The sequence below is a fragment of the Bacillus sp. PK3-037 genome (genome assembly GCF_054161355.1).
The window spans coordinates 461,583-479,924 of sequence record NZ_CP096408.1; the positions used below are offsets into that span (position 1 = coordinate 461,583).

Annotated in this window: 24 protein-coding genes; 21 read left to right on the forward strand and 3 right to left on the reverse strand. The window is 45.6% G+C overall.

The window, feature by feature from the left end; all coding sequences use genetic code 11:
* Nucleotides 1-27: 27 nt before the first annotated feature.
* The gene (racA, locus tag M1D69_RS02400; RefSeq protein WP_458104691.1) at nucleotides 28-582 is read right to left on the reverse strand and encodes a chromosome-anchoring protein RacA; all 555 of its coding nucleotides are present in this window, start codon (nucleotides 580-582) and stop codon (nucleotides 28-30) included.
* A 121-nt stretch (nucleotides 583-703) separates the two neighbouring features.
* On the reverse strand, nucleotides 704-1,093 hold the full coding sequence (gene gloA2, locus M1D69_RS02405; RefSeq protein WP_458106221.1) for an SMU1112c/YaeR family gloxylase I-like metalloprotein: 390 nt from the start codon (nucleotides 1,091-1,093) through the stop codon (nucleotides 704-706).
* A 121-nt stretch (nucleotides 1,094-1,214) separates the two neighbouring features.
* Between gloA2 and prfA the strand changes: the two genes are divergently transcribed.
* The 3 genes from prfA (at nucleotide 1,215) to M1D69_RS02420 (ending at nucleotide 3,514) form a co-directional block, all read left to right on the forward strand.
* The gene (gene prfA, locus M1D69_RS02410; protein WP_458106220.1) at nucleotides 1,215-2,285 is read left to right on the forward strand and encodes a peptide chain release factor 1; all 1,071 of its coding nucleotides are present in this window, start codon (nucleotides 1,215-1,217) and stop codon (nucleotides 2,283-2,285) included.
* Nucleotide 2,286: 1 nt separating this feature from the next.
* Nucleotides 2,287-3,153, forward strand: coding sequence for a peptide chain release factor N(5)-glutamine methyltransferase (gene prmC, locus M1D69_RS02415; RefSeq protein WP_458104690.1), 867 nt, complete (start codon nucleotides 2,287-2,289; stop codon nucleotides 3,151-3,153).
* Between the two features lie 73 nt (nucleotides 3,154-3,226).
* On the forward strand, nucleotides 3,227-3,514 hold the full coding sequence (locus M1D69_RS02420) for a DUF5316 family protein (protein WP_024123177.1): 288 nt from the start codon (nucleotides 3,227-3,229) through the stop codon (nucleotides 3,512-3,514).
* Nucleotides 3,515-3,529: 15 nt separating this feature from the next.
* Here the strand turns inward: M1D69_RS02420 and M1D69_RS02425 are convergent, their stop codons facing one another.
* Nucleotides 3,530-3,895, reverse strand: a complete 366-nt coding sequence (locus M1D69_RS02425) for a UPF0715 family protein (RefSeq protein ID WP_044159746.1) — start codon at nucleotides 3,893-3,895, stop codon at nucleotides 3,530-3,532.
* A gap of 140 nt (nucleotides 3,896-4,035) precedes the next feature.
* On the opposite strand from M1D69_RS02425, the gene spoIIR reads away from it, so the two are divergent.
* The 18 genes from spoIIR (at nucleotide 4,036) to M1D69_RS02515 (ending at nucleotide 18,314) form a co-directional block, all read left to right on the forward strand.
* On the forward strand, nucleotides 4,036-4,710 hold the full coding sequence (gene spoIIR, locus M1D69_RS02430) for a stage II sporulation protein R (RefSeq protein WP_458104689.1): 675 nt from the start codon (nucleotides 4,036-4,038) through the stop codon (nucleotides 4,708-4,710).
* Between the two features lie 67 nt (nucleotides 4,711-4,777).
* Nucleotides 4,778-5,221 (forward strand): GNAT family N-acetyltransferase, encoded by a 444-nt coding sequence (locus M1D69_RS02435; protein WP_458104688.1) that lies wholly within the window; start codon nucleotides 4,778-4,780, stop codon nucleotides 5,219-5,221.
* A 156-nt stretch (nucleotides 5,222-5,377) separates the two neighbouring features.
* On the forward strand, nucleotides 5,378-6,418 hold the full coding sequence (locus M1D69_RS02440) for an L-threonylcarbamoyladenylate synthase (RefSeq protein WP_458104687.1): 1,041 nt from the start codon (nucleotides 5,378-5,380) through the stop codon (nucleotides 6,416-6,418).
* A gap of 77 nt (nucleotides 6,419-6,495) precedes the next feature.
* Nucleotides 6,496-7,053 carry a manganese efflux pump MntP gene (locus tag M1D69_RS02445; protein WP_458106219.1) on the forward strand — a complete coding sequence of 186 codons (558 nt, stop codon included), beginning with the start codon at nucleotides 6,496-6,498 and terminating at the stop codon, nucleotides 7,051-7,053.
* Between the two features lie 74 nt (nucleotides 7,054-7,127).
* Nucleotides 7,128-7,580: a low molecular weight protein arginine phosphatase gene (locus M1D69_RS02450; RefSeq protein ID WP_458104686.1), complete on the forward strand. Its 453-nt coding sequence runs from the start codon at nucleotides 7,128-7,130 to the stop codon at nucleotides 7,578-7,580.
* A gap of 157 nt (nucleotides 7,581-7,737) precedes the next feature.
* Nucleotides 7,738-8,187 (forward strand): ribose 5-phosphate isomerase B, encoded by a 450-nt coding sequence (gene rpiB / locus M1D69_RS02455; protein ID WP_199397848.1) that lies wholly within the window; start codon nucleotides 7,738-7,740, stop codon nucleotides 8,185-8,187.
* 12 nt (nucleotides 8,188-8,199) lie between these two features.
* Entirely contained in the window at nucleotides 8,200-8,742 is a 543-nt protein-coding gene (locus tag M1D69_RS02460) for a TIGR01440 family protein (RefSeq protein ID WP_217827441.1), read from the forward strand.
* A 209-nt stretch (nucleotides 8,743-8,951) separates the two neighbouring features.
* Nucleotides 8,952-10,199: a serine hydroxymethyltransferase gene (gene glyA, locus M1D69_RS02465; RefSeq protein WP_105954104.1), complete on the forward strand. Its 1,248-nt coding sequence runs from the start codon at nucleotides 8,952-8,954 to the stop codon at nucleotides 10,197-10,199.
* 134 nt (nucleotides 10,200-10,333) lie between these two features.
* Nucleotides 10,334-10,963 (forward strand): uracil phosphoribosyltransferase, encoded by a 630-nt coding sequence (gene upp, locus M1D69_RS02470; protein WP_003235778.1) that lies wholly within the window; start codon nucleotides 10,334-10,336, stop codon nucleotides 10,961-10,963.
* Between the two features lie 419 nt (nucleotides 10,964-11,382).
* Nucleotides 11,383-11,766, forward strand: a complete 384-nt coding sequence (atpI, locus tag M1D69_RS02475) for an ATP synthase subunit I (RefSeq protein ID WP_010332235.1) — start codon at nucleotides 11,383-11,385, stop codon at nucleotides 11,764-11,766.
* Nucleotides 11,767-11,773: 7 nt separating this feature from the next.
* On the forward strand, nucleotides 11,774-12,508 hold the full coding sequence (gene atpB, locus M1D69_RS02480; protein WP_024123167.1) for a F0F1 ATP synthase subunit A: 735 nt from the start codon (nucleotides 11,774-11,776) through the stop codon (nucleotides 12,506-12,508).
* 45 nt (nucleotides 12,509-12,553) lie between these two features.
* A complete protein-coding gene (gene atpE, locus M1D69_RS02485) occupies nucleotides 12,554-12,766 on the forward strand; it encodes a F0F1 ATP synthase subunit C (protein ID WP_044159733.1) in 213 nt (70 codons plus the stop codon).
* 162 nt (nucleotides 12,767-12,928) lie between these two features.
* The gene (atpF, locus tag M1D69_RS02490; protein ID WP_024123166.1) at nucleotides 12,929-13,441 is read left to right on the forward strand and encodes a F0F1 ATP synthase subunit B; all 513 of its coding nucleotides are present in this window, start codon (nucleotides 12,929-12,931) and stop codon (nucleotides 13,439-13,441) included.
* The gene (locus M1D69_RS02495; protein ID WP_458104685.1) at nucleotides 13,438-13,983 is read left to right on the forward strand and encodes a F0F1 ATP synthase subunit delta; all 546 of its coding nucleotides are present in this window, start codon (nucleotides 13,438-13,440) and stop codon (nucleotides 13,981-13,983) included. Before atpF ends, M1D69_RS02495 begins: the two co-directional genes overlap by 4 nt.
* A gap of 16 nt (nucleotides 13,984-13,999) precedes the next feature.
* Complete coding sequence (atpA, locus tag M1D69_RS02500) at nucleotides 14,000-15,508, forward strand: F0F1 ATP synthase subunit alpha (protein ID WP_044159727.1); 1,509 nt, start codon at nucleotides 14,000-14,002, stop codon at nucleotides 15,506-15,508.
* 76 nt (nucleotides 15,509-15,584) lie between these two features.
* The gene (gene atpG, locus M1D69_RS02505) at nucleotides 15,585-16,445 is read left to right on the forward strand and encodes an ATP synthase F1 subunit gamma (protein WP_010332230.1); all 861 of its coding nucleotides are present in this window, start codon (nucleotides 15,585-15,587) and stop codon (nucleotides 16,443-16,445) included.
* Between the two features lie 25 nt (nucleotides 16,446-16,470).
* Nucleotides 16,471-17,892, forward strand: coding sequence for a F0F1 ATP synthase subunit beta (gene atpD, locus M1D69_RS02510; RefSeq protein WP_105990811.1), 1,422 nt, complete (start codon nucleotides 16,471-16,473; stop codon nucleotides 17,890-17,892).
* 23 nt (nucleotides 17,893-17,915) lie between these two features.
* The gene (locus tag M1D69_RS02515) at nucleotides 17,916-18,314 is read left to right on the forward strand and encodes a F0F1 ATP synthase subunit epsilon (RefSeq protein ID WP_010332228.1); all 399 of its coding nucleotides are present in this window, start codon (nucleotides 17,916-17,918) and stop codon (nucleotides 18,312-18,314) included.
* The last annotated feature ends 28 nt before the right edge of the window (nucleotides 18,315-18,342 follow it).

Genomic DNA, 18,342 nt, shown 5'->3' on the forward strand with positions numbered 1-18,342 from the left:
GCTCCCTTTAAGGGGAGCTTTTTTACTTTACGTTTGAAATTTAAACAGTGACAGCAGCGGTTTTTTTCTTGTTTTTATGTTTTCGGAAGAAGCAGCAGTCTCAGGGGTCGGCTGAGCGGTGAATTCTTTCATTTGTGAGGTCAGTGATTGCAGATCAGCAAGAATGTCATCAATTTCTCTTCTGTGCTGCAGAAGCTGGTAGGATACGCCTTCATCGGCTTTTTGTTTCAGCTGGCGTTCCAGTTCCTCAATTCTTGCCAGCAGCTCGTTTTCGTCCTGTTTTTGCTGTAATAAGGTGTCAAGCTTTTGTTCGAGCTGTTCGATTCTTTTCTCTGTGTCACTGTTTGTTTTTTGGACAAGGAAGCCTGTGCGCTTCTTATTGCTTTGCGGCACATTGATATCCTGAAGCGCCGTGCCTTCAGAAATTTGTTTTTTAACAGATTTCAGGACTTGCACATCGTCAGCCGTAAACGAATAGTGTCCGAGCTCGTTCCGTTCAGCCGGAAGGTTCAGCTGCTTCACCCACCGCTGCACTGTTTTTGCGGAGACGCCGAGTTCACTTGCTACCATATTTGTATTCATGATCCCATACCTCCTTTTTAGCTAGGTATTCGACCAGGGGGAGCGGTTCCCTTCCTATTAGACAAAACAAGAAAAGATTCGGCAAAGAAAGTGGGCATCTCCCTTTTTTCTTCAAAAACCGTTATTGCTCATACAGCTCTAACGGAAGCTGATCGGGATCAAAAAAGAAGGTGAACCGCTTGCCTGTCAGCGGATCTGTCCTGATCGGCTCTGTCTCGATTCCTTTTTCGTGAAGCTCCTGAACAGCCTGTTCTAAGCTGCTGACCGTAAAGGCAAGATGACGGAGCCCTGCACCTTCAGGACGGGTTTGACGTGCGGGCGGATCAGGGAACGAAAACAGCTCAATGATGTACGAGCCGTTAAGCGACAAATCCAGCTTGTAGGAGTCGCGCTCTTCTCGGTATGTTTCTTGTATCACCTGAAAACCGAGCTTATGTACGTAGAAAGCTTTCGACTTTTCATAATCTGAGCATATGATTGCAATATGATGTATGGATGTAAGCAATACGATCCCTCCTCTTTTTCAGTATAGCAGAGGCGGCTTTTTTAACTGGGATTGAAATGCTTTTGACTGGCGATAGTCCCTATACTATAATGAGAATGTTACGCACAGGAAAACAGAGGTGAAGACCGTGTTAGACCGTTTAAAGTCAATCGAAGAACGATATGAAAAATTAAATGAGCTTTTAAGCGATCCAGAAGTTGTTAACGATCCGAAAAAGCTTAGAGAATATTCGAAAGAGCAATCTGATATACAAGAAACAGTTGACGTATATAGACAATACAGAGATGCGTCAGAACAGCTGGCTGATGCAAAAGCGATGCTTGAGGATAAGCTTGATGCTGAGATGCGCGACATGGTGAAGGAAGAGATTTCTGAACTCCAGAAAGAAACGGAAACACTGTCAGAACGTCTGAAGGTGCTCCTGATCCCGAAAGATCCTAATGATGATAAAAACGTTATCATGGAGATCCGCGGAGCTGCAGGCGGAGATGAAGCCGCTTTATTTGCAGGCAACCTGTACAGAATGTATTCCCGCTATGCCGAGCTTCAAGGCTGGAAAACCGAGGTTATGGAAGCAAGTGTAACCGGAACGGGCGGCTACAAAGAGATCATCTTTATGATTACGGGCAGCGGCGCATATTCTAAACTCAAATATGAAAACGGCGCTCACCGTGTTCAGCGTGTTCCGGAAACAGAATCAGGCGGCCGTATCCATACTTCTACTGCTACAGTAGCATGTCTTCCTGAGGCCGAAGAGGTAGAGGTTGACATTCATGAGAAGGATATCCGTGTTGATACATTTGCTTCAAGCGGACCGGGCGGACAAAGCGTGAACACGACAATGTCTGCCGTTCGTCTGACGCATTTGCCGACAGGCGTTGTCGTATCATGCCAGGATGAAAAATCTCAAATCAAAAACAAAGAAAAAGCAATGAAGGTTCTCCGTGCCAGAATCTACGATAAATTTCAGCAGGAAGCACAGGCTGAATATGATCAAACACGGAAATCGGCTGTCGGATCAGGTGACCGCTCTGAGCGTATCCGCACATACAACTTCCCGCAAAACCGTGTGACGGATCACAGAATCGGCCTGACCATTCAAAAGCTTGATCAGATTCTTGAAGGAAAACTTGACGAAGTGGTTGAAACACTGATTGTAGAAGATCAGGCAAGCAAGCTTCAGCAGGCGGATCGTTAAGATGAAGACAATATTTGAAGCCCTGAAATGGGCTTCTTCTTATTTAACGGAAGCGGGAAGAGAAGAAAATGCGGCTGAACTGCTTTTGCTTTATGATACCGGGATGGATAGAAGCAAGCTGCTCGCCAGCCTGCAGGAACCGATCGGCGAAGATGAGCTGTATCGCTTTAAACGCCACGTCGATATGCACAAAGAAGGCGTACCGGTTCAGTACATTATCGGAATAGAGTTTTTTTACGGACGGGAATTTATGGTGAATGATGATGTGCTGATCCCGCGTCCGGAAACGGAAGAGGTTGTCTGCCATCTTCTTGAGAAATATAGAAGTGTCTTTTCTGAAGAAGAGCAGCTCGAAGTGGTAGATGTCGGCACCGGCAGCGGCGCAATAGCCGTCACGCTTGCACTGGAAAACAACAACTTTTCTGTTTCAGCGATTGATATCTCCAAAGAGGCGCTGGACGTTGCTTCAGCCAATGCGGAAAAGCTCGGAGCGGAGGTGCATTTTCTTCAAGGCGACTTGCTTGAGCCCTTTATTAAGGCAGGAAAAAAAGCGGATATTATCGTCTCAAACCCTCCTTATATTTCTGAAGAAGAAATGGCCGATTTATCTGAGATTGTCCGTTTCCATGAACCTTTGCATGCCCTCACTGACGGCGGAGACGGGCTGAAATTTTATAAGCGGTTTATGGAAGCCATTCCGCTGGTCATGAAGAATACCGCGCTTGTCGTCTTTGAAATCGGGTGGAAGCAGGGCGCAGCAGTAAAAGAGCTGATTCTGCATGCGTTTAAGGATGCGGAAGTTGAAGTCCTGAAGGATATTAACGGAAAAGACAGAACCATATGCGCGGTAATTCATAAGAATAAATAAGCAGCTTGCTGGTGAGTTGAGATAAGAACGGGACCAGCAAGCTGTTTTAACACCAGCAAAGGGGATGTAAAAGATGAAAAAGGCCCTGACAGCAGGAATATTACTTATTGCCATTGAAAGTATGGTAGGTTCCATTTTTGCGCAAGCCATTTCTTATGAATTCATTTTCGGCATTGCGTCTCTTGTTTTGATTGGGCTTGCCATTGTGACATCGGGTTTAGCTGTAAGCGGAAGCGACCAGCGGGCGAATTATCATTCAGAAACCAAAGAAGGCCGGACAGCTCGTTTGAAAATATCAGCTGCTTTCTTTGTTGCTGCCATACCTTCTATTCTATGTTATCTATTGACCGTTTTGATCTAATGAAAAAGGAAGCCCTTAGGAGGCTTCCTTTTTTTGCAGCAAAACAGAATCCCATATCCAGTAGACAACAGCTGTTAATACAGCGAAGATGTAAAAGGCTGTATTTTGAAGCAGGGATTGCCCGGAAGGCTGCAGCACGCCAAAGATGATCGCGTTGGCGATAAACGCCGCGGCAAGATAATACAGCAAGTACAAAGGGCTGAACCGTTTCGGCTTTTTATTCATCATGATCTGAAGCGGCAGCGCGAATAGTAAATAAGGAAATAAGAAATAAAAGGCCATCGTTACGAGAGCAGCTATAATAAAGGAATGAATGTAAATAATCGAATAAAGAACTGACATCGTGAACGCTGACAGCAGCACTGTGTAATTATATTTCATTTTAAACCTCCTAAAACACTATCGTACCATAAATTAGATTAAAAGCTTGCTAGATTTTTTTGCCGCTGCAGGTTTACTCCATACGTTCCTTGTCCATAATAGGGCTAGATACAAAGCACGGAGAGGAACGGTGGGGACCGATGAAAAAAACAGTTATCATTTGTATATATATGTTTCTTTTATTATCTGGGGCAATCGTAGGATTGGCGAAAGAAGAGACGGCGCAGCAATCTGAAAATGAGCCGGTTGTCATTCCGGACGAGGCGATTCGCCTGAGAATATTGGCAAACAGCGATCGTGACGAGGACCAAGAATTAAAGCGTCATATCAGAGACGCCGTCAATAAAGAAATCACAACATGGGTCAAGGATATTACTTCTATTGAAGAAGCGCGGCGTTTGATCCGCTCAAAGCTGCCTGAGATCAAGGAAATTGCAAAAGAAACCATGGAAAAAGAAGGCGCCAGTCAATCAATATCTGTTGATTTTGACAAAATCTCATTTCCGACAAAACTTTACGGCAGCATGGTATATCCTGCTGGAGAATACGAAGCCATTCTGATTACGCTTGGAAACGGTGAAGGCGCCAATTGGTGGTGCGTATTATTCCCGCCGCTCTGCTTTCTTGATTTTTCGAATGGGGAAGCCGTAAAAGAACAAGAAGATCAAGAAGCATCAAAAAAACAAACGGAAAAAGCGCTTGAGGACTTAACAGCCAAAGCGGAGAAAGCTGAAAAAGAAGATAAGAAAGAGAAAGAAGACAATACAGAAGTGAAATTCTTCGTCGTAGAATGGTTTTCCGATCTTTTTTCTTAATCATCAGGTCTAAAAATAGATTTGCCTCATAGATTGGAAGAAAGAACGCTGAAAACGGGGTGAACGAATGTTTTATCAACTGCGGGTGGCAAGGGAAAAGGACGGAGACATACTTGAGGAATTTTTAAAACAGGCCAAAACGAATCATGAGGGTGTAAAGGAAGGGTTCACCCAGTTTCTGATGCTGGAGGACAGCGAGAAAAACATAGCCGGCTGTCTGGGGATCGAAAAAATCAGCTGCGATCAAGCCCTGCTTCGCTCACTTGTGATATCGGACAAGCTTCACCAAGGTCATATTGTATCGCTCTTTCAAAGCATGGAGGTGCTTTGTGAAAAGCATGAGATTAAAACGGTATACTTGGTAGCCAATCAGCATTCTTCGGCTGATTTCCTGGAGGCCATGGGCTTTGAACGGGCGGAGAGTGTGCCGGAAGAGCTGTTTGCTTCGGATCACTTCTGTGAATCAAAGCAAGCGGAGGGGGCCGTCTTAATGAAAAAAGCATCCGGATAAGTGAGATTTATACACAAACTTATCCACTTCTTTATATGCGTTGTCCACAATTTGTGGATAACGCTTGTTTTATTACAGGACATCTTTTATACTTTCAAAAGGATTACACGCGTAAAACGATCGTTTTATTGTTGTGAATAAGGAGTTTGGTCAGAAATGAAAACGAAAAGATGGTTTGTGGATGTAATGGACGAGTTATCCACAAATGATCCACAAATTGCACAAGCAGCCGCTTTGCTCCGGGAAAATGAGGTTGTCGCGTTTCCGACAGAAACTGTATATGGTCTCGGCGCAAATGCGAAAAGCACAGATGCTGTCAAAAAAATATATGAGGCGAAAGGGCGGCCGAGTGATAATCCACTGATTGTCCACATTGCGGATATCAGCCAGCTTGACGGTTTAACAGGCCCGGCGCCAGACAAGGCGAAAATATTAATGAAGCGCTTTTGGCCGGGGGCGCTTACACTGATTTTGCCTTGTAAACCTGGTGCTCTGTCACCCCGTGTAACGGCAGGGTTGGATACAGTGGCCGTCAGAATGCCTGATCATCCGCTGGCTCTGGCACTCATCCGTGCCGCGGGTCTCCCGATTGCAGCGCCGAGTGCTAATTTATCGGGCAAACCAAGTCCGACAAAGGCTGAACACGTGGCGCACGACTTGGATGGCCGCATAGCTGGAATGATGGATGGGGGATCTACGGGAATCGGTGTCGAATCAACCGTACTTTCATGTGCAGGAGAAACCCCTGTGCTTCTTCGTCCGGGCGGCATTACAAAAGAACAAATAGAAGCCGAAATCGGACCGATTCTTGTGGATAAAGGGCTTGCCGATCAAAATGAGAAGCCGATTTCTCCGGGAATGAAATATACACATTACGCGCCGTCAGCGCCGCTTGTTATTTCTGAAGGAAGCCCTGAGCGCATTCAAACGCTGATTCAAGAATATCAGCAGGGCGGAAAACGGGTCGGCGTCCTGACGACAGAAGAAAATGCGGATTTTTATTCGGCTGACTATGTGAAGAGCTGCGGCAGAAGAGATCAGCTTGAAACGGTAGCGGCAGCCCTTTATGATGCATTGCGCAGTTTTGATGAAGAAAAGGTTGATTTTATTATTGCAGAATCGTTTCCTGACACAGGCGTCGGACTTGCTATTATGAACAGGCTGATGAAAGCAGCCGGAGGAAGAGTGGTTCGCTGACACAGTCAGAAGTTCTAACCCCTTTTGGACACGCATAGGCTAAAAAAGCGGGCGTGTCCAAGGGGGTTATGCATGTGATGTCGGATATGTTTATAGGCGAACTGATTACCTTAAGCATCATGGCGTTTGCTTTAGGTATGGATGCTTTTTCTGTCGGTCTCGGAATGGGCATGGTCAAACTCAGAAAAAAGCAGATCATCTATATTGGATTCATTATCGGTCTCTTTCACGTCATCATGCCTCTCGGAGGGATGGCGGCGGGAAATATGCTGTCAGGGCTCCTCGGCATGGTAGCCGTATATATCGGGGGTTCGCTGCTGTTTGTTCTCGGTGTTCAAATGGTGATCGCATCTTTTAAACAGTCAGAAGAACGTTTGATGTCACCGGCTGGGCCTGGCTTATTGTTATTTGCAGTCGGCGTCAGCCTCGATAGTTTCTCCGTCGGTTTGAGCCTTGGAATATACGGCTCGCATCCGGTTCTCACCGTTACCCTGTTTGGGCTTTTCAGCATGATGCTGACTTGGCTGGGCCTGCTGATCGGAAAGCAAGTGCAGTCCTGGCTCGGCTCATACAGTGAGGCGCTCGGGGGGACTATATTAATCGTATTTGGCCTTAAGCTGCTTTTGCCAATTTAATATACCAATAAAAGAAACGCTGTCGCCGTTTCTTTTTTCTTCATATATAATAGAAAAAATAAGGGGTGACTGACATGAACATCATTTTTGTCTGTACTGGAAATACGTGCCGCAGTCCAATGGCTGAGGCGCTTTTTAAATCAATTGCAGAAGCGGAAGGGCTGGATGTCAGCGTCCGCTCGGCAGGCGTATTTGCCTCACCTAACGGGAAAGCGTCGCCTCACGCGGTTGAAGCGCTTTTTGAAAAGCGCATTGCCCTTAATCATGTTTCTTCGCCATTAACTGAAGAACATATGGAATCGGCAGATTTGGTTCTGACAATGACCCACCAGCACAAACAGGTTATCGTCAGCCAATTCGAACGTTATCGTGATAAAGTGTTTACGCTAAAAGAATATGTGACAGGCAGCCGGGGCGATATTATAGACCCGTTTGGCGGCTCTGTTGAAATTTACAAAAAAACGAGAGATGAGCTTGAAGAGCTTCTTCAGCAACTGGCAGAACGATTGAAAAATGACGGCGAATAACTTGTCAGAAAATCTGCAGACAGGTCATTTGCAAATCCTGCGTGAAGGAGTAGAATATAGTGAAAAGCACATCGATATGGTGTGAATCAATGAGCGGACAGGCTGCGCGGTCAACAAAGCGGGCGGGCCGCATCACACACGCTGGGAGGATAAGCTGATGAAAGTAGCCATAGCATCGGATCATGGCGGCGTTCACATTCGAAACGAAATCAAAGATCTAATGGACGAATTGCAAGTTGAATATATTGATATGGGCTGTGACTGCGGCGGCGGATCTGTCGATTATCCGGACTATGCTTTTCCGGTGGCCGAGAAAGTAGTAAACGGTGAAGTGGACAGAGGCATTTTAATTTGCGGGACAGGCATTGGCATGAGCATTTCCGCCAATAAAGTCAAAGGCATCCGCTGTGCGCTGGCACATGATACATTCAGTGCAAAGGCGACGAGAGAACATAACGATACTAATATCCTCGCAATGGGCGAACGGGTGATTGGACCCGGTTTGGCACGTGAAATTGCGAAAATCTGGCTGACCACTGAATTTACTGGCGGTAGACATCAAACCCGCATCGGAAAAATCTCGGACTATGAAGAGAAAAACCTGTAGGGGTGCTGCTCAATGAGTGAGATCACACAAACGTGGAAGACGATGCTGTCAGAGTTTCAGGACAAAGCGGGATTGAAAGAAAATCAGCTCTTTGTCCTTGGCTGCAGCACAAGCGAAGTGGCCGGCAGCCATATCGGCACATCAGGCAGTACAGACATAGCGGAAAGCATCTACAGCGGACTTGCAGAGCTGAAGGGAAAAACGGGAATCCATCTGGCGTTTCAATGCTGCGAGCATTTAAACAGAGCGCTTGTAGTGGAGGAAGAAACGGCCGAGCTGTTCAGGCTTCCGGCCGTTTCCGCTGTACCTGTTCCAAAAGCGGGCGGGGCGATGGCTTCTTATGCGTTTAAGCAAATGAAGTCTCCTGTTTTGGTAGAAACCATACAGGCAGATGCCGGAATAGATATAGGCGACACGTTTATCGGCATGCACTTAAAGCCGGTTGCTGTCCCTGTACGCATTTCTCAGAACAGTCTCGGTGATGCCCATGTGACATTGGCGCGCACACGCCCAAAGCTGATCGGCGGAATGCGGGCAGTTTATGAGTGTGAATGAGAAAGGACTGCATGGGCCAGTCTTTTCTTTAATTTTTGCAGCTGAAATAAAATTCCGAACTTTAAATTAAATTCAAGTGATCAATATTCGTTTTTACCAATAAAAATTTTGATTTTTTAAAAATAATCTTTTACATCGGCCTAAAAAACCATGTACAATAGTGGTGGTAAAAACAAAGAACAGGATACGGATAGGAGAGGATCTCGCTGATGAAACATTTACCTGCGCAAGACGAACAAGTGTTTAACGCCATTAAAAATGAGCGTGAACGCCAACAGACTAAGATCGAATTGATTGCTTCTGAGAACTTTGTAAGTGAAGCGGTCATGGAAGCACAAGGTTCTGTTTTAACAAACAAATATGCTGAAGGATATCCTGGCAAACGCTATTATGGCGGATGTGAGCATGTCGATGTCGTTGAAGATATCGCTCGTGACCGCGCGAAGGAAATCTTTGGAGCGGAGCATGTAAACGTTCAGCCGCATTCAGGCGCGCAAGCAAACATGGCTGTCTATTTCACAATTTTGGAACAAGGCGATACTGTACTTGGGATGAACCTCTCCCACGGCGGTCATTTAACACACGGAAGTCCAGTTAATTTCAGCGGTGTTCAATATAACTTTGTTGAGTACGGCGTAGATAAAGAAACTCAACATATTGATTACGATGACGTGCGTGAAAAAGCCCTCGCTCACAAGCCTAAGCTGATCGTGGCAGGAGCAAGTGCGTATCCTCGTACAATCGACTTTAAGAAGTTCCGTGAAATTGCTGATGAAGTCGGCGCTTACTTTATGGTGGATATGGCGCATATCGCAGGACTTGTTGCGGCAGGCCTTCATCCAAACCCGGTTCCTTACGCTGATTTCGTTACAACAACGACACATAAAACACTTCGCGGACCTCGCGGCGGTATGATCCTTTGCCGTGAAGAGTTCGGCAAGAAAATTGATAAGTCCATCTTCCCTGGCATTCAAGGCGGACCGCTGATGCACGTAATTGCCGCAAAAGCTGTTTCATTCGGGGAAGTATTGCGCGATGATTTCAAAACATACGCACAAAACGTGATTTCAAACGCGAAGCGTCTTGCGGAATCATTAACAAAAGAGGGCGTTCAGCTCGTTTCCGGCGGAACTGACAACCACCTCATCCTGGTTGATCTTCGTTCTCTCGGATTAACAGGTAAGGTTGCAGAGCATGTGCTTGATGAAATCGGGATTACATCAAACAAAAACGCGATTCCATACGATCCTGAAAAACCGTTCGTAACAAGCGGTATCCGTCTCGGAACAGCTGCTGTGACAAGCCGCGGTTTTGACGGAGAGGCATTGGATGAAGTCGGTGCCATCATTGCGCTTGCGTTGAAAAACCATGAAGATGAAGGAAAACTTGAAGAAGCAAGACAGCGCGTAGCTGCTCTGACTGGCAAGTTCCCTCTATATAAAGAATTAGATTACTAAGATTGAAAAACCCGCTCGGGCTTATGCCCGGCGGGTTTTTTGACGATGTCCTTGAAACTCAATGTCTTTTTTTGTAGAATCAATAGAAGTGTGAAATTGTCGATGGGACAATAAAAAAGGAGCTGAAACACAGTATGGGAAAGGTTTATGTATTTGATCATCCTTTAATTCAGCACAAGCTGACATATATTCGGAATGTAGAGACAGGCACAAAGGATTTTAGAGAGCTTGTAGACGAAGTAGCCACGCTTATGGCGTTTGAAATTACCCGTGATCTCCCTCTAGAGGAAGTGGATATCAACACACCGGTTCAGACTGCGAAATCAAAAGTCATCTCAGGGAAAAAACTCGGGGTTGTTCCTATTCTCAGAGCAGGTTTAGGAATGGTTGAAGGCATCTTGAAACTGATCCCTGCGGCTAAAGTGGGACATGTCGGTCTGTACCGTGATCCTGAAACCTTAAAACCCGTTGAATACTATGTGAAGCTTCCTTCTGATGTGGAAGAGCGTGAATTCATCGTGGTTGACCCGATGCTGGCCACAGGCGGTTCCGCGGTTGAAGCGATTAACAGCCTGAAAAAACGCGGTGCGAAAAACATCCGTTTCATGTGTCTCGTAGCTGCGCCTGAAGGTGTGGAAGAATTGCAGAAGCATCATTCTGACGTGGATATTTACATAGCGGCGCTTGATGAAAAATTAAATGAAAAAGGTTATATCGTTCCGGGTCTCGGAGACGCAGGAGACCGTATGTTCGGAACAAAATAAAAAAGAAAATCCGCCAACGGGTTTTCTTTTTTGTTATCCAGTTATTTGCTATTCGGTGAATCTCTATACAATTATAGGTGAAAATGTGAACATTCTGTGGAGGCTTACAGTATAAAAAGTTTTTTAACTTTAAACAGATTGACACATGTTAGGGGCTATTGTATGCTAAACGAGGGTATTATGAGAAGGTTTTCATAGCTTTCATTATAGTCCTCATCCCCAATGTAAATCCTCCCAGAAAACCCGTTTTATGAGGATTTATTCAAGCGAATGAAACAGCATCCCTGCAAGGCTTGCGGATGAATGATTTTTTCGAACAGGCCCGTTTTGCCGGACAAAAAAGGTCTTCTACTAGGGTTAACCGCTGATTTTGCCGTATCCAAGAAATATATTATTTTTCATCAGGAGACAGATAGTTGATGGACGATCCCAAGCTACAATTTAGCAGACAACGAAAATATCTATTGTTCATTTTGGCAGCGTATGTACTGGGTTATGGTTTAACAGCGTATAAAACCGTTTTTTTAGGCCTTATTCTGGGAACTGTTTTCAGTTTGTTTAATTTTTTACTGCTCGTCAGAAGAATGAATGCTTTTGACAGGGCCGTTGCGAAAGGCAAGTCCATACGATCCCTTGGGAGCGCAGCGCGGTGGTGCAATGCGATTCTTGCTGCGGCTGTCGCCTATAAATATCCCGAGCATTTTCATATGGCAAGTACAGTTATTGGATTAATGACAATTTATCCTGTCATTATGATAGATTCCTTTATCCAGCTTAAACGTTCATCAATGGAAGAGAGGTGAAAACCCTTTGAATCATGAATACAGAACTATTGAATTTCTAGGACTTACTTTTAATCTGACAAACATTCTGATGATTACTGTGGCGAGTGTGATCGTGTTATTGATTGCCATCCTTACCACAAGAACGCTTTCGATCCGTCCCGGAAAAGCCCAGAACTTTATGGAATGGATTGTTGATTTTGTCCGCAATATTATCGGCAGTACAATGGATTTGAAAACAGGGGCTAACTTCTTGGCACTTGGTGTCACATTGCTGATGTACATATTTGTGTCGAATATGCTGGGGCTGCCGTTCTCTGTCACAATCGGACATGAGCTCTGGTGGAAATCTCCGACAGCCGACCCTGCCATTACATTAACGCTTGCCGTAATGGTCGTCGCTTTAACCCATTATTATGGTGTAAAGATGAAAGGGCTCAAGGAATATTCCAAGGAGTATTTAAGACCTGTTCCGTTCATGCTCCCGATGAAAATCATAGAAGAGTTTGCGAATACGCTGACTCTCGGTTTGCGGCTTTACGGTAACATCTTCGCCGGTGAGATTCTTCTCGGCCTGCTTGCGGGATTAGCGACAAGCTTCTATTCGCAAAGCGTGGTTCTCGGACTTGTCGGTACAATCGGTGCCATTCTGCCGATGCTGGCATGGCAGGCATTCAGTTTATTTATAGGTGCCATCCAGGCGTTTATCTTTACGATGCTGACGATGGTGTACATGTCTCATAAAATCAGTAATGATCATTAAAACATTATATCCAAACGGATAACATTTTAAAGGAGGAACTTTTTCATGAATTTAATAGCAGCTGCGATTGCAATTGGTTTAGGCGCACTTGGTGCAGGTATTGGTAACGGTTTGATTGTTTCACGTACGGTAGAGGGGATCGCCCGTCAGCCGGAGGCAGGTAAAGAACTTAGAACGCTTATGTTTATGGGTATCGCATTAGTTGAGGCCCTTCCTATTATCGCTGTCGTTATCGCATTCTTAGCGTTCTTTAGATAAGCATAAAAGCCTTATATGAACTAAAAATGGCGAAGATCATTCCAAGAGAACCTTCGCCATTGCTTTATGTCTGATAAGCATCCCGCCTTGCCGGCTGAAAAGAGACAAGTGCGGCTGCTGGATCAGCAAAGAAAAACCTGCAGAAGGGAGTTGCCGTAGTAGATGTCTCAATTACCACTTGAACTAGGACTGTCGTTTAACGGCGGAGATATCCTGTTCCAACTGTTAGCTATGTTAATTTTATTAGCGCTTCTGAAGAAATACGCTTTAGGGCCGCTATTAAACATAATGAAACAGCGTGAAGATCATATCGCTGGAGAAATTACGTCTGCTGAAGAAAAAAATAAAGAAGCGCAGCAGCTTATTGATGAGCAGCGCGCTATGTTAAAAGAAGCAAGACAGGAATCCCAAACGCTTATCGAAAACGCGAAGAAACTGGGAGAGAACCAAAAAGAAGAGATTATTCAGGCTGCGCGTGCAGAATCTGAACGTCTGAAAGAAGCAGCCAGAACTGAAATCGTGAAGGAAAAAGAACAGGCGGTTTCTGCTCTCCGTGAGCAAGTAGCGTCTCTTTCTGTCATGATTGCGTCGAAAGTGATCGAAAAAGAACTGGATGAACAGGCTCAAGAGAAATTGATCCAGGACTATCTTAAAGAGGTAGGAGAAAGCCGATGAGTGGATCAGCTGTCTCTAAACGATATGCATCAGCTCTTTTCGATATTGCCAATGAGTCCTCTCAGCTCAATCAGGTGGAAGAAGAGCTAAAAGTTGTAAAAGAAGTATTTCAAAATGAAAAAGCGCTAAATGATGTGTTAAACCATCCGAAGGTGCCGGGCGCAAAGAAAAAAGAACTCATCCAAAACGCTTTTGGATCTTTATCACAGTCCGTGCTCCATACGATTTTTCTTTTGATTGACCGTCATCGGGCATCAATTGTGCCTGATCTCACAGATGAGTTTGTGAAACTCGCAAACGAGGCCCGTCAAACAGAAGACGCGATTGTATATTCAGTTAAACAGCTGACGGATGCGGAAATTTCATCATTATCACAAGTGTTTGCAAAAAAAGCCGGAGTCGCTTCACTGAGAATCAGAAATGAAGTGCAGACGGATTTAATAGGCGGCATTAAAGTCCGCATTGGAAACCGGATTTTTGACGGCAGCGTAAGCGGAAAGCTTCAGCGCATTGAACGTCAACTTGCCGGGGAAAATCGATAGAAGGGGTGAAACCTAAGTGAGCATCAAAGCTGAAGAGATTAGCACGCTGATAAAACAGCAAATACAAAATTATCAATCTGAAATTGAAGTTCATGACGTAGGTACAGTCATCCAAGTCGGTGACGGTATCGCTCGTGTACACGGTCTTGACAACTGTATGGCCGGTGAACTTGTTGAATTTTCAAACGGCGTTTTGGGTATGGCTCAAAACCTTGAAGAATCAAACGTAGGTATCGTTATCTTAGGACCTTACACAGAGATCCGTGAAGGGGACGAAGTAAAAAGAACAGGCCGCATCATGGAGGTTCCTGTCGGTGAAGAATTAATCGGCCGTATTGTGAACCCGTTAGGTCAGCCGGTAGACGGTCTTGGCCCGATCCTCACAAGCAAAACACGTCCGATCGAAAGCCAGGCACCAGGTGTTATGGACCGTAAATCCGTTCATGAACCGCTTCAAACTGGTATAAAAGCAATTGATGCACTGATTCCGATCGGCCGCGGCCAGCGTGAGTTGATCATCGGTGACCGTCAAACAGGTAAAACATCTGTTGCGATCGATTCGATCTTAAACCAAAAAGACCAAGACATGATCTGCGTATATGTAGCGATCGGTCAAAAAGAATCTACAGTCCGCGGCGTAGTAGAAACATTGCGTAAGCACGGCGCGCTTGATTATACAATTGTTGTAACGGCGTCTGCGTCACAGCCGGCACCGCTTCTGTACCTTGCTCCGTATGCAGGGGTTACAATGGCAGAAGAATTTATGTACAATGGCAAGCACGTTCTTGTTGTATACGATGATCTTTCTAAACAAGCGGCTGCTTACCGTGAGCTGTCCTTGCTTCTTCGCCGTCCGCCAGGCCGTGAAGCGTTCCCGGGGGATGTATTCTATCTACATTCCCGTCTGCTTGAGCGTGCAGCAAAGCTTAGCGACGCGAAAGGCGCAGGATCAATTACAGCTCTGCCGTTCGTAGAAACTCAAGCCGGAGATATCTCAGCGTATATCCCGACAAACGTTATTTCCATCACCGACGGACAGATCTTCCTGCAATCTGATTTGTTCTTCTCAGGCGTACGCCCGGCGATCAACGCCGGATTGTCTGTATCACGTGTCGGCGGTTCCGCGCAAATCAAAGCGATGAAAAAAGTATCAGGAACATTGCGTCTTGATCTTGCATCATACCGTGAGCTGGAAGCATTCGCTCAATTCGGATCTGACCTCGACCAAGCGACTCAGGCGAAACTGAACCGCGGTGCGCGCACAGTTGAAGTGCTGAAGCAGGATCTGAACAAGCCGCTTCCGGTTGAAAAACAGGTAGCCATTCTTTATGCGCTGACAAAAGGATATCTTGATGATATTCCTGTAGCGGACATCAGACGTTTTGAAGAAGAGTACTACATGTACCTTGACCAAAACCATAAAGAGCTGCTTGACGGAATTGCGAAAACAGGGAACCTTCCTGCTGATGAAGACTTCGCTGCTGCAATCGAAGGCTTCAAACGCACATTTGCACCAAGCAACTAACTCGAATGCTGATGAGAGAAAAAGGTTCTCTTTTTCTCTCTTTTTACGCAAATGAAGAGAAAAGGTGGTGAAATCTTTGGCCTCATTACGCGATATTAAGTCAAGGATCACGTCAACGAAAAAAACGAGCCAGATTACAAAAGCCATGCAGATGGTATCTGCGGCTAAGCTGAATCGTGCTGAAAACAATGCAAAATCATTTGTGCCATATATGGATAAGATCCAAGAGGTTGTATCAAATGTCGGAAAAGTATCCGGCAGCGCGAAACATCCGATGCTTCTCAGCAGAGAAGTGAAAAAGACGGCATACCTCGTTATTACATCTGACCGCGGTCTTGCTGGCGCTTTTAACAGTTCGGTTTTACGAAGTGCTTATCAGGCCATTCAAGAACGTCATCAGTCTAAGGATGAGTATGCAGTGATCGTTATCGGACGAGTGGGCCGTGATTTCTTTAAAAAACGCGACATTCCGATCATTTCCGAGTTAACAGGACTTGGAGACGAAGTGTCGTTTTCAGAAATTAAGGACCTTGCCCGTCAAACGATTCAAATGTTTATAGACGGTGCATTTGATGAATTGCACCTTGTATATAACCATTATGTCAGCGCCATTTCTCAAGAAGTGACGGAGAAAAAACTTCTGCCGCTATCTGATTTGGGCGGAGGCGGAAAAAGAACGGCGTCTTATGAATTTGAACCGTCTGAAGAGGAGGTTCTGGAGGTTTTGCTTCCTCAATACGCAGAAAGCTTAATCTTCGGTGCGCTTCTTGACAGTAAAGCAAGTGAACATGCTGCGAGAATGACGGCGATGAAAAACGCGACAGACAATGCGAAGGATCTTATCGATTCACTTTCGCTTTCTTACAACCGCGCTCGCCAAGCAGCGATCACACAAGAAATTACGGAAATTGTCGGCGGAGCAGCCGCTTTAGAATAGAAAGATTTTGTCAGGAGGGATAGCGATGAAGAAAGGACGCGTTAGCCAGGTATTAGGACCAGTTGTCGACGTACGTTTTGAAGACGGTCACTTACCTGAAATATATAATGCGATTAAAATTTCACAGCCGGCTGGAAGTGAAAACGAAGTAGGTATTGATTTGACGCTTGAGGTCGCTCTTCATTTAGGCGATGACACAGTCCGTACAATCGCAATGGCATCTACGGATGGTGTTCAGCGCGGAATGGAAGCTGTCGATACGGGAGCGCCGATTTCAGTTCCGGTTGGTAATGTGACACTCGGCCGTGTATTTAACGTACTCGGAGAAAATATTGATTTAAATGAGCCGGTTTCTGCGGATGCGAAGAAGGACCCGATTCACAGACAGGCTCCTTCATTTGATCAGCTTTCAACAGAAGTTGAAATCCTTGAAACAGGAATTAAAGTTGTTGACTTGCTTGCTCCATACATCAAGGGCGGTAAAATCGGATTGTTCGGCGGTGCCGGTGTAGGTAAAACCGTATTAATCCAGGAATTGATCAACAACATCGCGCAAGAGCATGGCGGTATCTCTGTATTCGCCGGCGTAGGAGAGCGTACTCGTGAAGGGAACGACCTTTTCTACGAGATGAGCGACTCTGGCGTAATCAACAAAACAGCCATGGTATTCGGACAAATGAACGAGCCGCCGGGCGCACGTATGCGTGTTGCGCTGACAGGTCTTACAATGGCTGAGCATTTCCGTGATGAGCAGGGACAGGACGTACTGTTCTTCATCGATAACATCTTCCGTTTCACACAAGCGGGTTCAGAGGTTTCTGCCCTTCTCGGCCGTATGCCTTCTGCGGTTGGTTATCAGCCGACGCTTGCTACTGAAATGGGTCAGCTTCAAGAGCGTATCACGTCTACAAACGTTGGATCCGTTACATCTATCCAGGCGATCTACGTGCCTGCCGATGACTACACTGACCCGGCGCCGGCAACGACGTTCGCTCACTTGGATGCGACTACAAACCTTGAGCGTAAGTTAACGGAGATGGGTATCTACCCTGCGGTTGATCCGTTGGCTTCTACATCACGCGCCCTTGCTCCAGAAATTGTCGGAGAAGAGCATTATGCGGTAGCCCGTGAAGTTCAATCAACGCTTCAGCGATACAAAGAGCTTCAAGATATCATTGCGATTCTCGGTATGGATGAATTGAGTGACGAAGATAAACTTGTCGTTCAACGCGCACGCCGCATTCAGTTCTTCCTTTCTCAAAACTTCCACGTGGCTGAACAGTTCACTGGACAAAAAGGTTCTTACGTGCCTGTAAAAGAAACGGTTCAAGGTTTCAAAGAAATCTTAGCCGGCAAATACGACCATCTTCCTGAAGATGCGTTCCGTCTTGTAGGCCGTATCGAAGAAGTTATTGAGAAAGCAAAAGAAATGGGTGTAGAAGTTTAAACTGGTCCTAGGAGGGTAAAAGCATGAAGACCGTTCAAGTCAATATCGTTACTCCCGACGGCCCAGTATACGATGCGAATATCGAAATGGTGAGTGTGAGAGCCGAAAGCGGCGATCTCGGTATTTTGCCAGGTCATATTCCAACCGTGGCTCCTCTTAAAATCGGCGCTGTTCGTCTGAAAAAAGACGGACAGACTGAATTGGTTGCCGTCAGTGGCGGATTTATAGAAGTCCGTCCTGATCAGGTGACCATCCTTGCCCAAACTGCTGAGACAGCGGAAGGCATCGATAAAGAGCGCGCTGAAGCTGCACGTCAGCGGGCGCAGGAGCGTTTGAATTCTCAATCAGATGATACTGACATTCGTCGGGCTGAGCTTGCATTACAGCGGGCTTTGAACAGATTGGATGTAGCAGGGAAATAATAAAAAAATCCTTCTCATTAAGAGAAGG

Bases quoted from the DNA above. Each gene is read 5' to 3' on its own strand.
- M1D69_RS02445 (WP_458106219.1), top strand. From the start codon at position 6,496: ATGTCGGATATGTTTATAGGCGAACTGATTACCTTAAGCATCATGGCG.
- spoIIR (WP_458104689.1), top strand. From the start codon at position 4,036: ATGAAAAAAACAGTTATCATTTGTATATATATGTTTCTTTTATTATCT.
- M1D69_RS02420 (WP_024123177.1), top strand. From the start codon at position 3,227: ATGAAAAAGGCCCTGACAGCAGGAATATTACTTATTGCCATTGAAAGT.
- M1D69_RS02440 (WP_458104687.1), top strand. From the start codon at position 5,378: ATGAAAACGAAAAGATGGTTTGTGGATGTAATGGACGAGTTATCCACA.
- atpD (WP_105990811.1), top strand. From the start codon at position 16,471: ATGAAGAAAGGACGCGTTAGCCAGGTATTAGGACCAGTTGTCGACGTA.
- M1D69_RS02425 (WP_044159746.1), bottom strand. From the start codon at position 3,895: ATGAAATATAATTACACAGTGCTGCTGTCAGCGTTCACGATGTCAGTT.
- atpE (WP_044159733.1), top strand. From the start codon at position 12,554: ATGAATTTAATAGCAGCTGCGATTGCAATTGGTTTAGGCGCACTTGGT.
- M1D69_RS02495 (WP_458104685.1), top strand. From the start codon at position 13,438: ATGAGTGGATCAGCTGTCTCTAAACGATATGCATCAGCTCTTTTCGAT.
- racA (WP_458104691.1), bottom strand. From the start codon at position 582: ATGAATACAAATATGGTAGCAAGTGAACTCGGCGTCTCCGCAAAAACA.
- atpF (WP_024123166.1), top strand. From the start codon at position 12,929: ATGTCTCAATTACCACTTGAACTAGGACTGTCGTTTAACGGCGGAGAT.
- upp (WP_003235778.1), top strand. From the start codon at position 10,334: ATGGGAAAGGTTTATGTATTTGATCATCCTTTAATTCAGCACAAGCTG.
- M1D69_RS02450 (WP_458104686.1), top strand. From the start codon at position 7,128: ATGAACATCATTTTTGTCTGTACTGGAAATACGTGCCGCAGTCCAATG.
- M1D69_RS02460 (WP_217827441.1), top strand. From the start codon at position 8,200: ATGAGTGAGATCACACAAACGTGGAAGACGATGCTGTCAGAGTTTCAG.
- M1D69_RS02435 (WP_458104688.1), top strand. From the start codon at position 4,778: ATGTTTTATCAACTGCGGGTGGCAAGGGAAAAGGACGGAGACATACTT.
- atpI (WP_010332235.1), top strand. From the start codon at position 11,383: ATGGACGATCCCAAGCTACAATTTAGCAGACAACGAAAATATCTATTG.
- M1D69_RS02515 (WP_010332228.1), top strand. From the start codon at position 17,916: ATGAAGACCGTTCAAGTCAATATCGTTACTCCCGACGGCCCAGTATAC.
- rpiB (WP_199397848.1), top strand. From the start codon at position 7,738: ATGAAAGTAGCCATAGCATCGGATCATGGCGGCGTTCACATTCGAAAC.
- glyA (WP_105954104.1), top strand. From the start codon at position 8,952: ATGAAACATTTACCTGCGCAAGACGAACAAGTGTTTAACGCCATTAAA.
- prmC (WP_458104690.1), top strand. From the start codon at position 2,287: ATGAAGACAATATTTGAAGCCCTGAAATGGGCTTCTTCTTATTTAACG.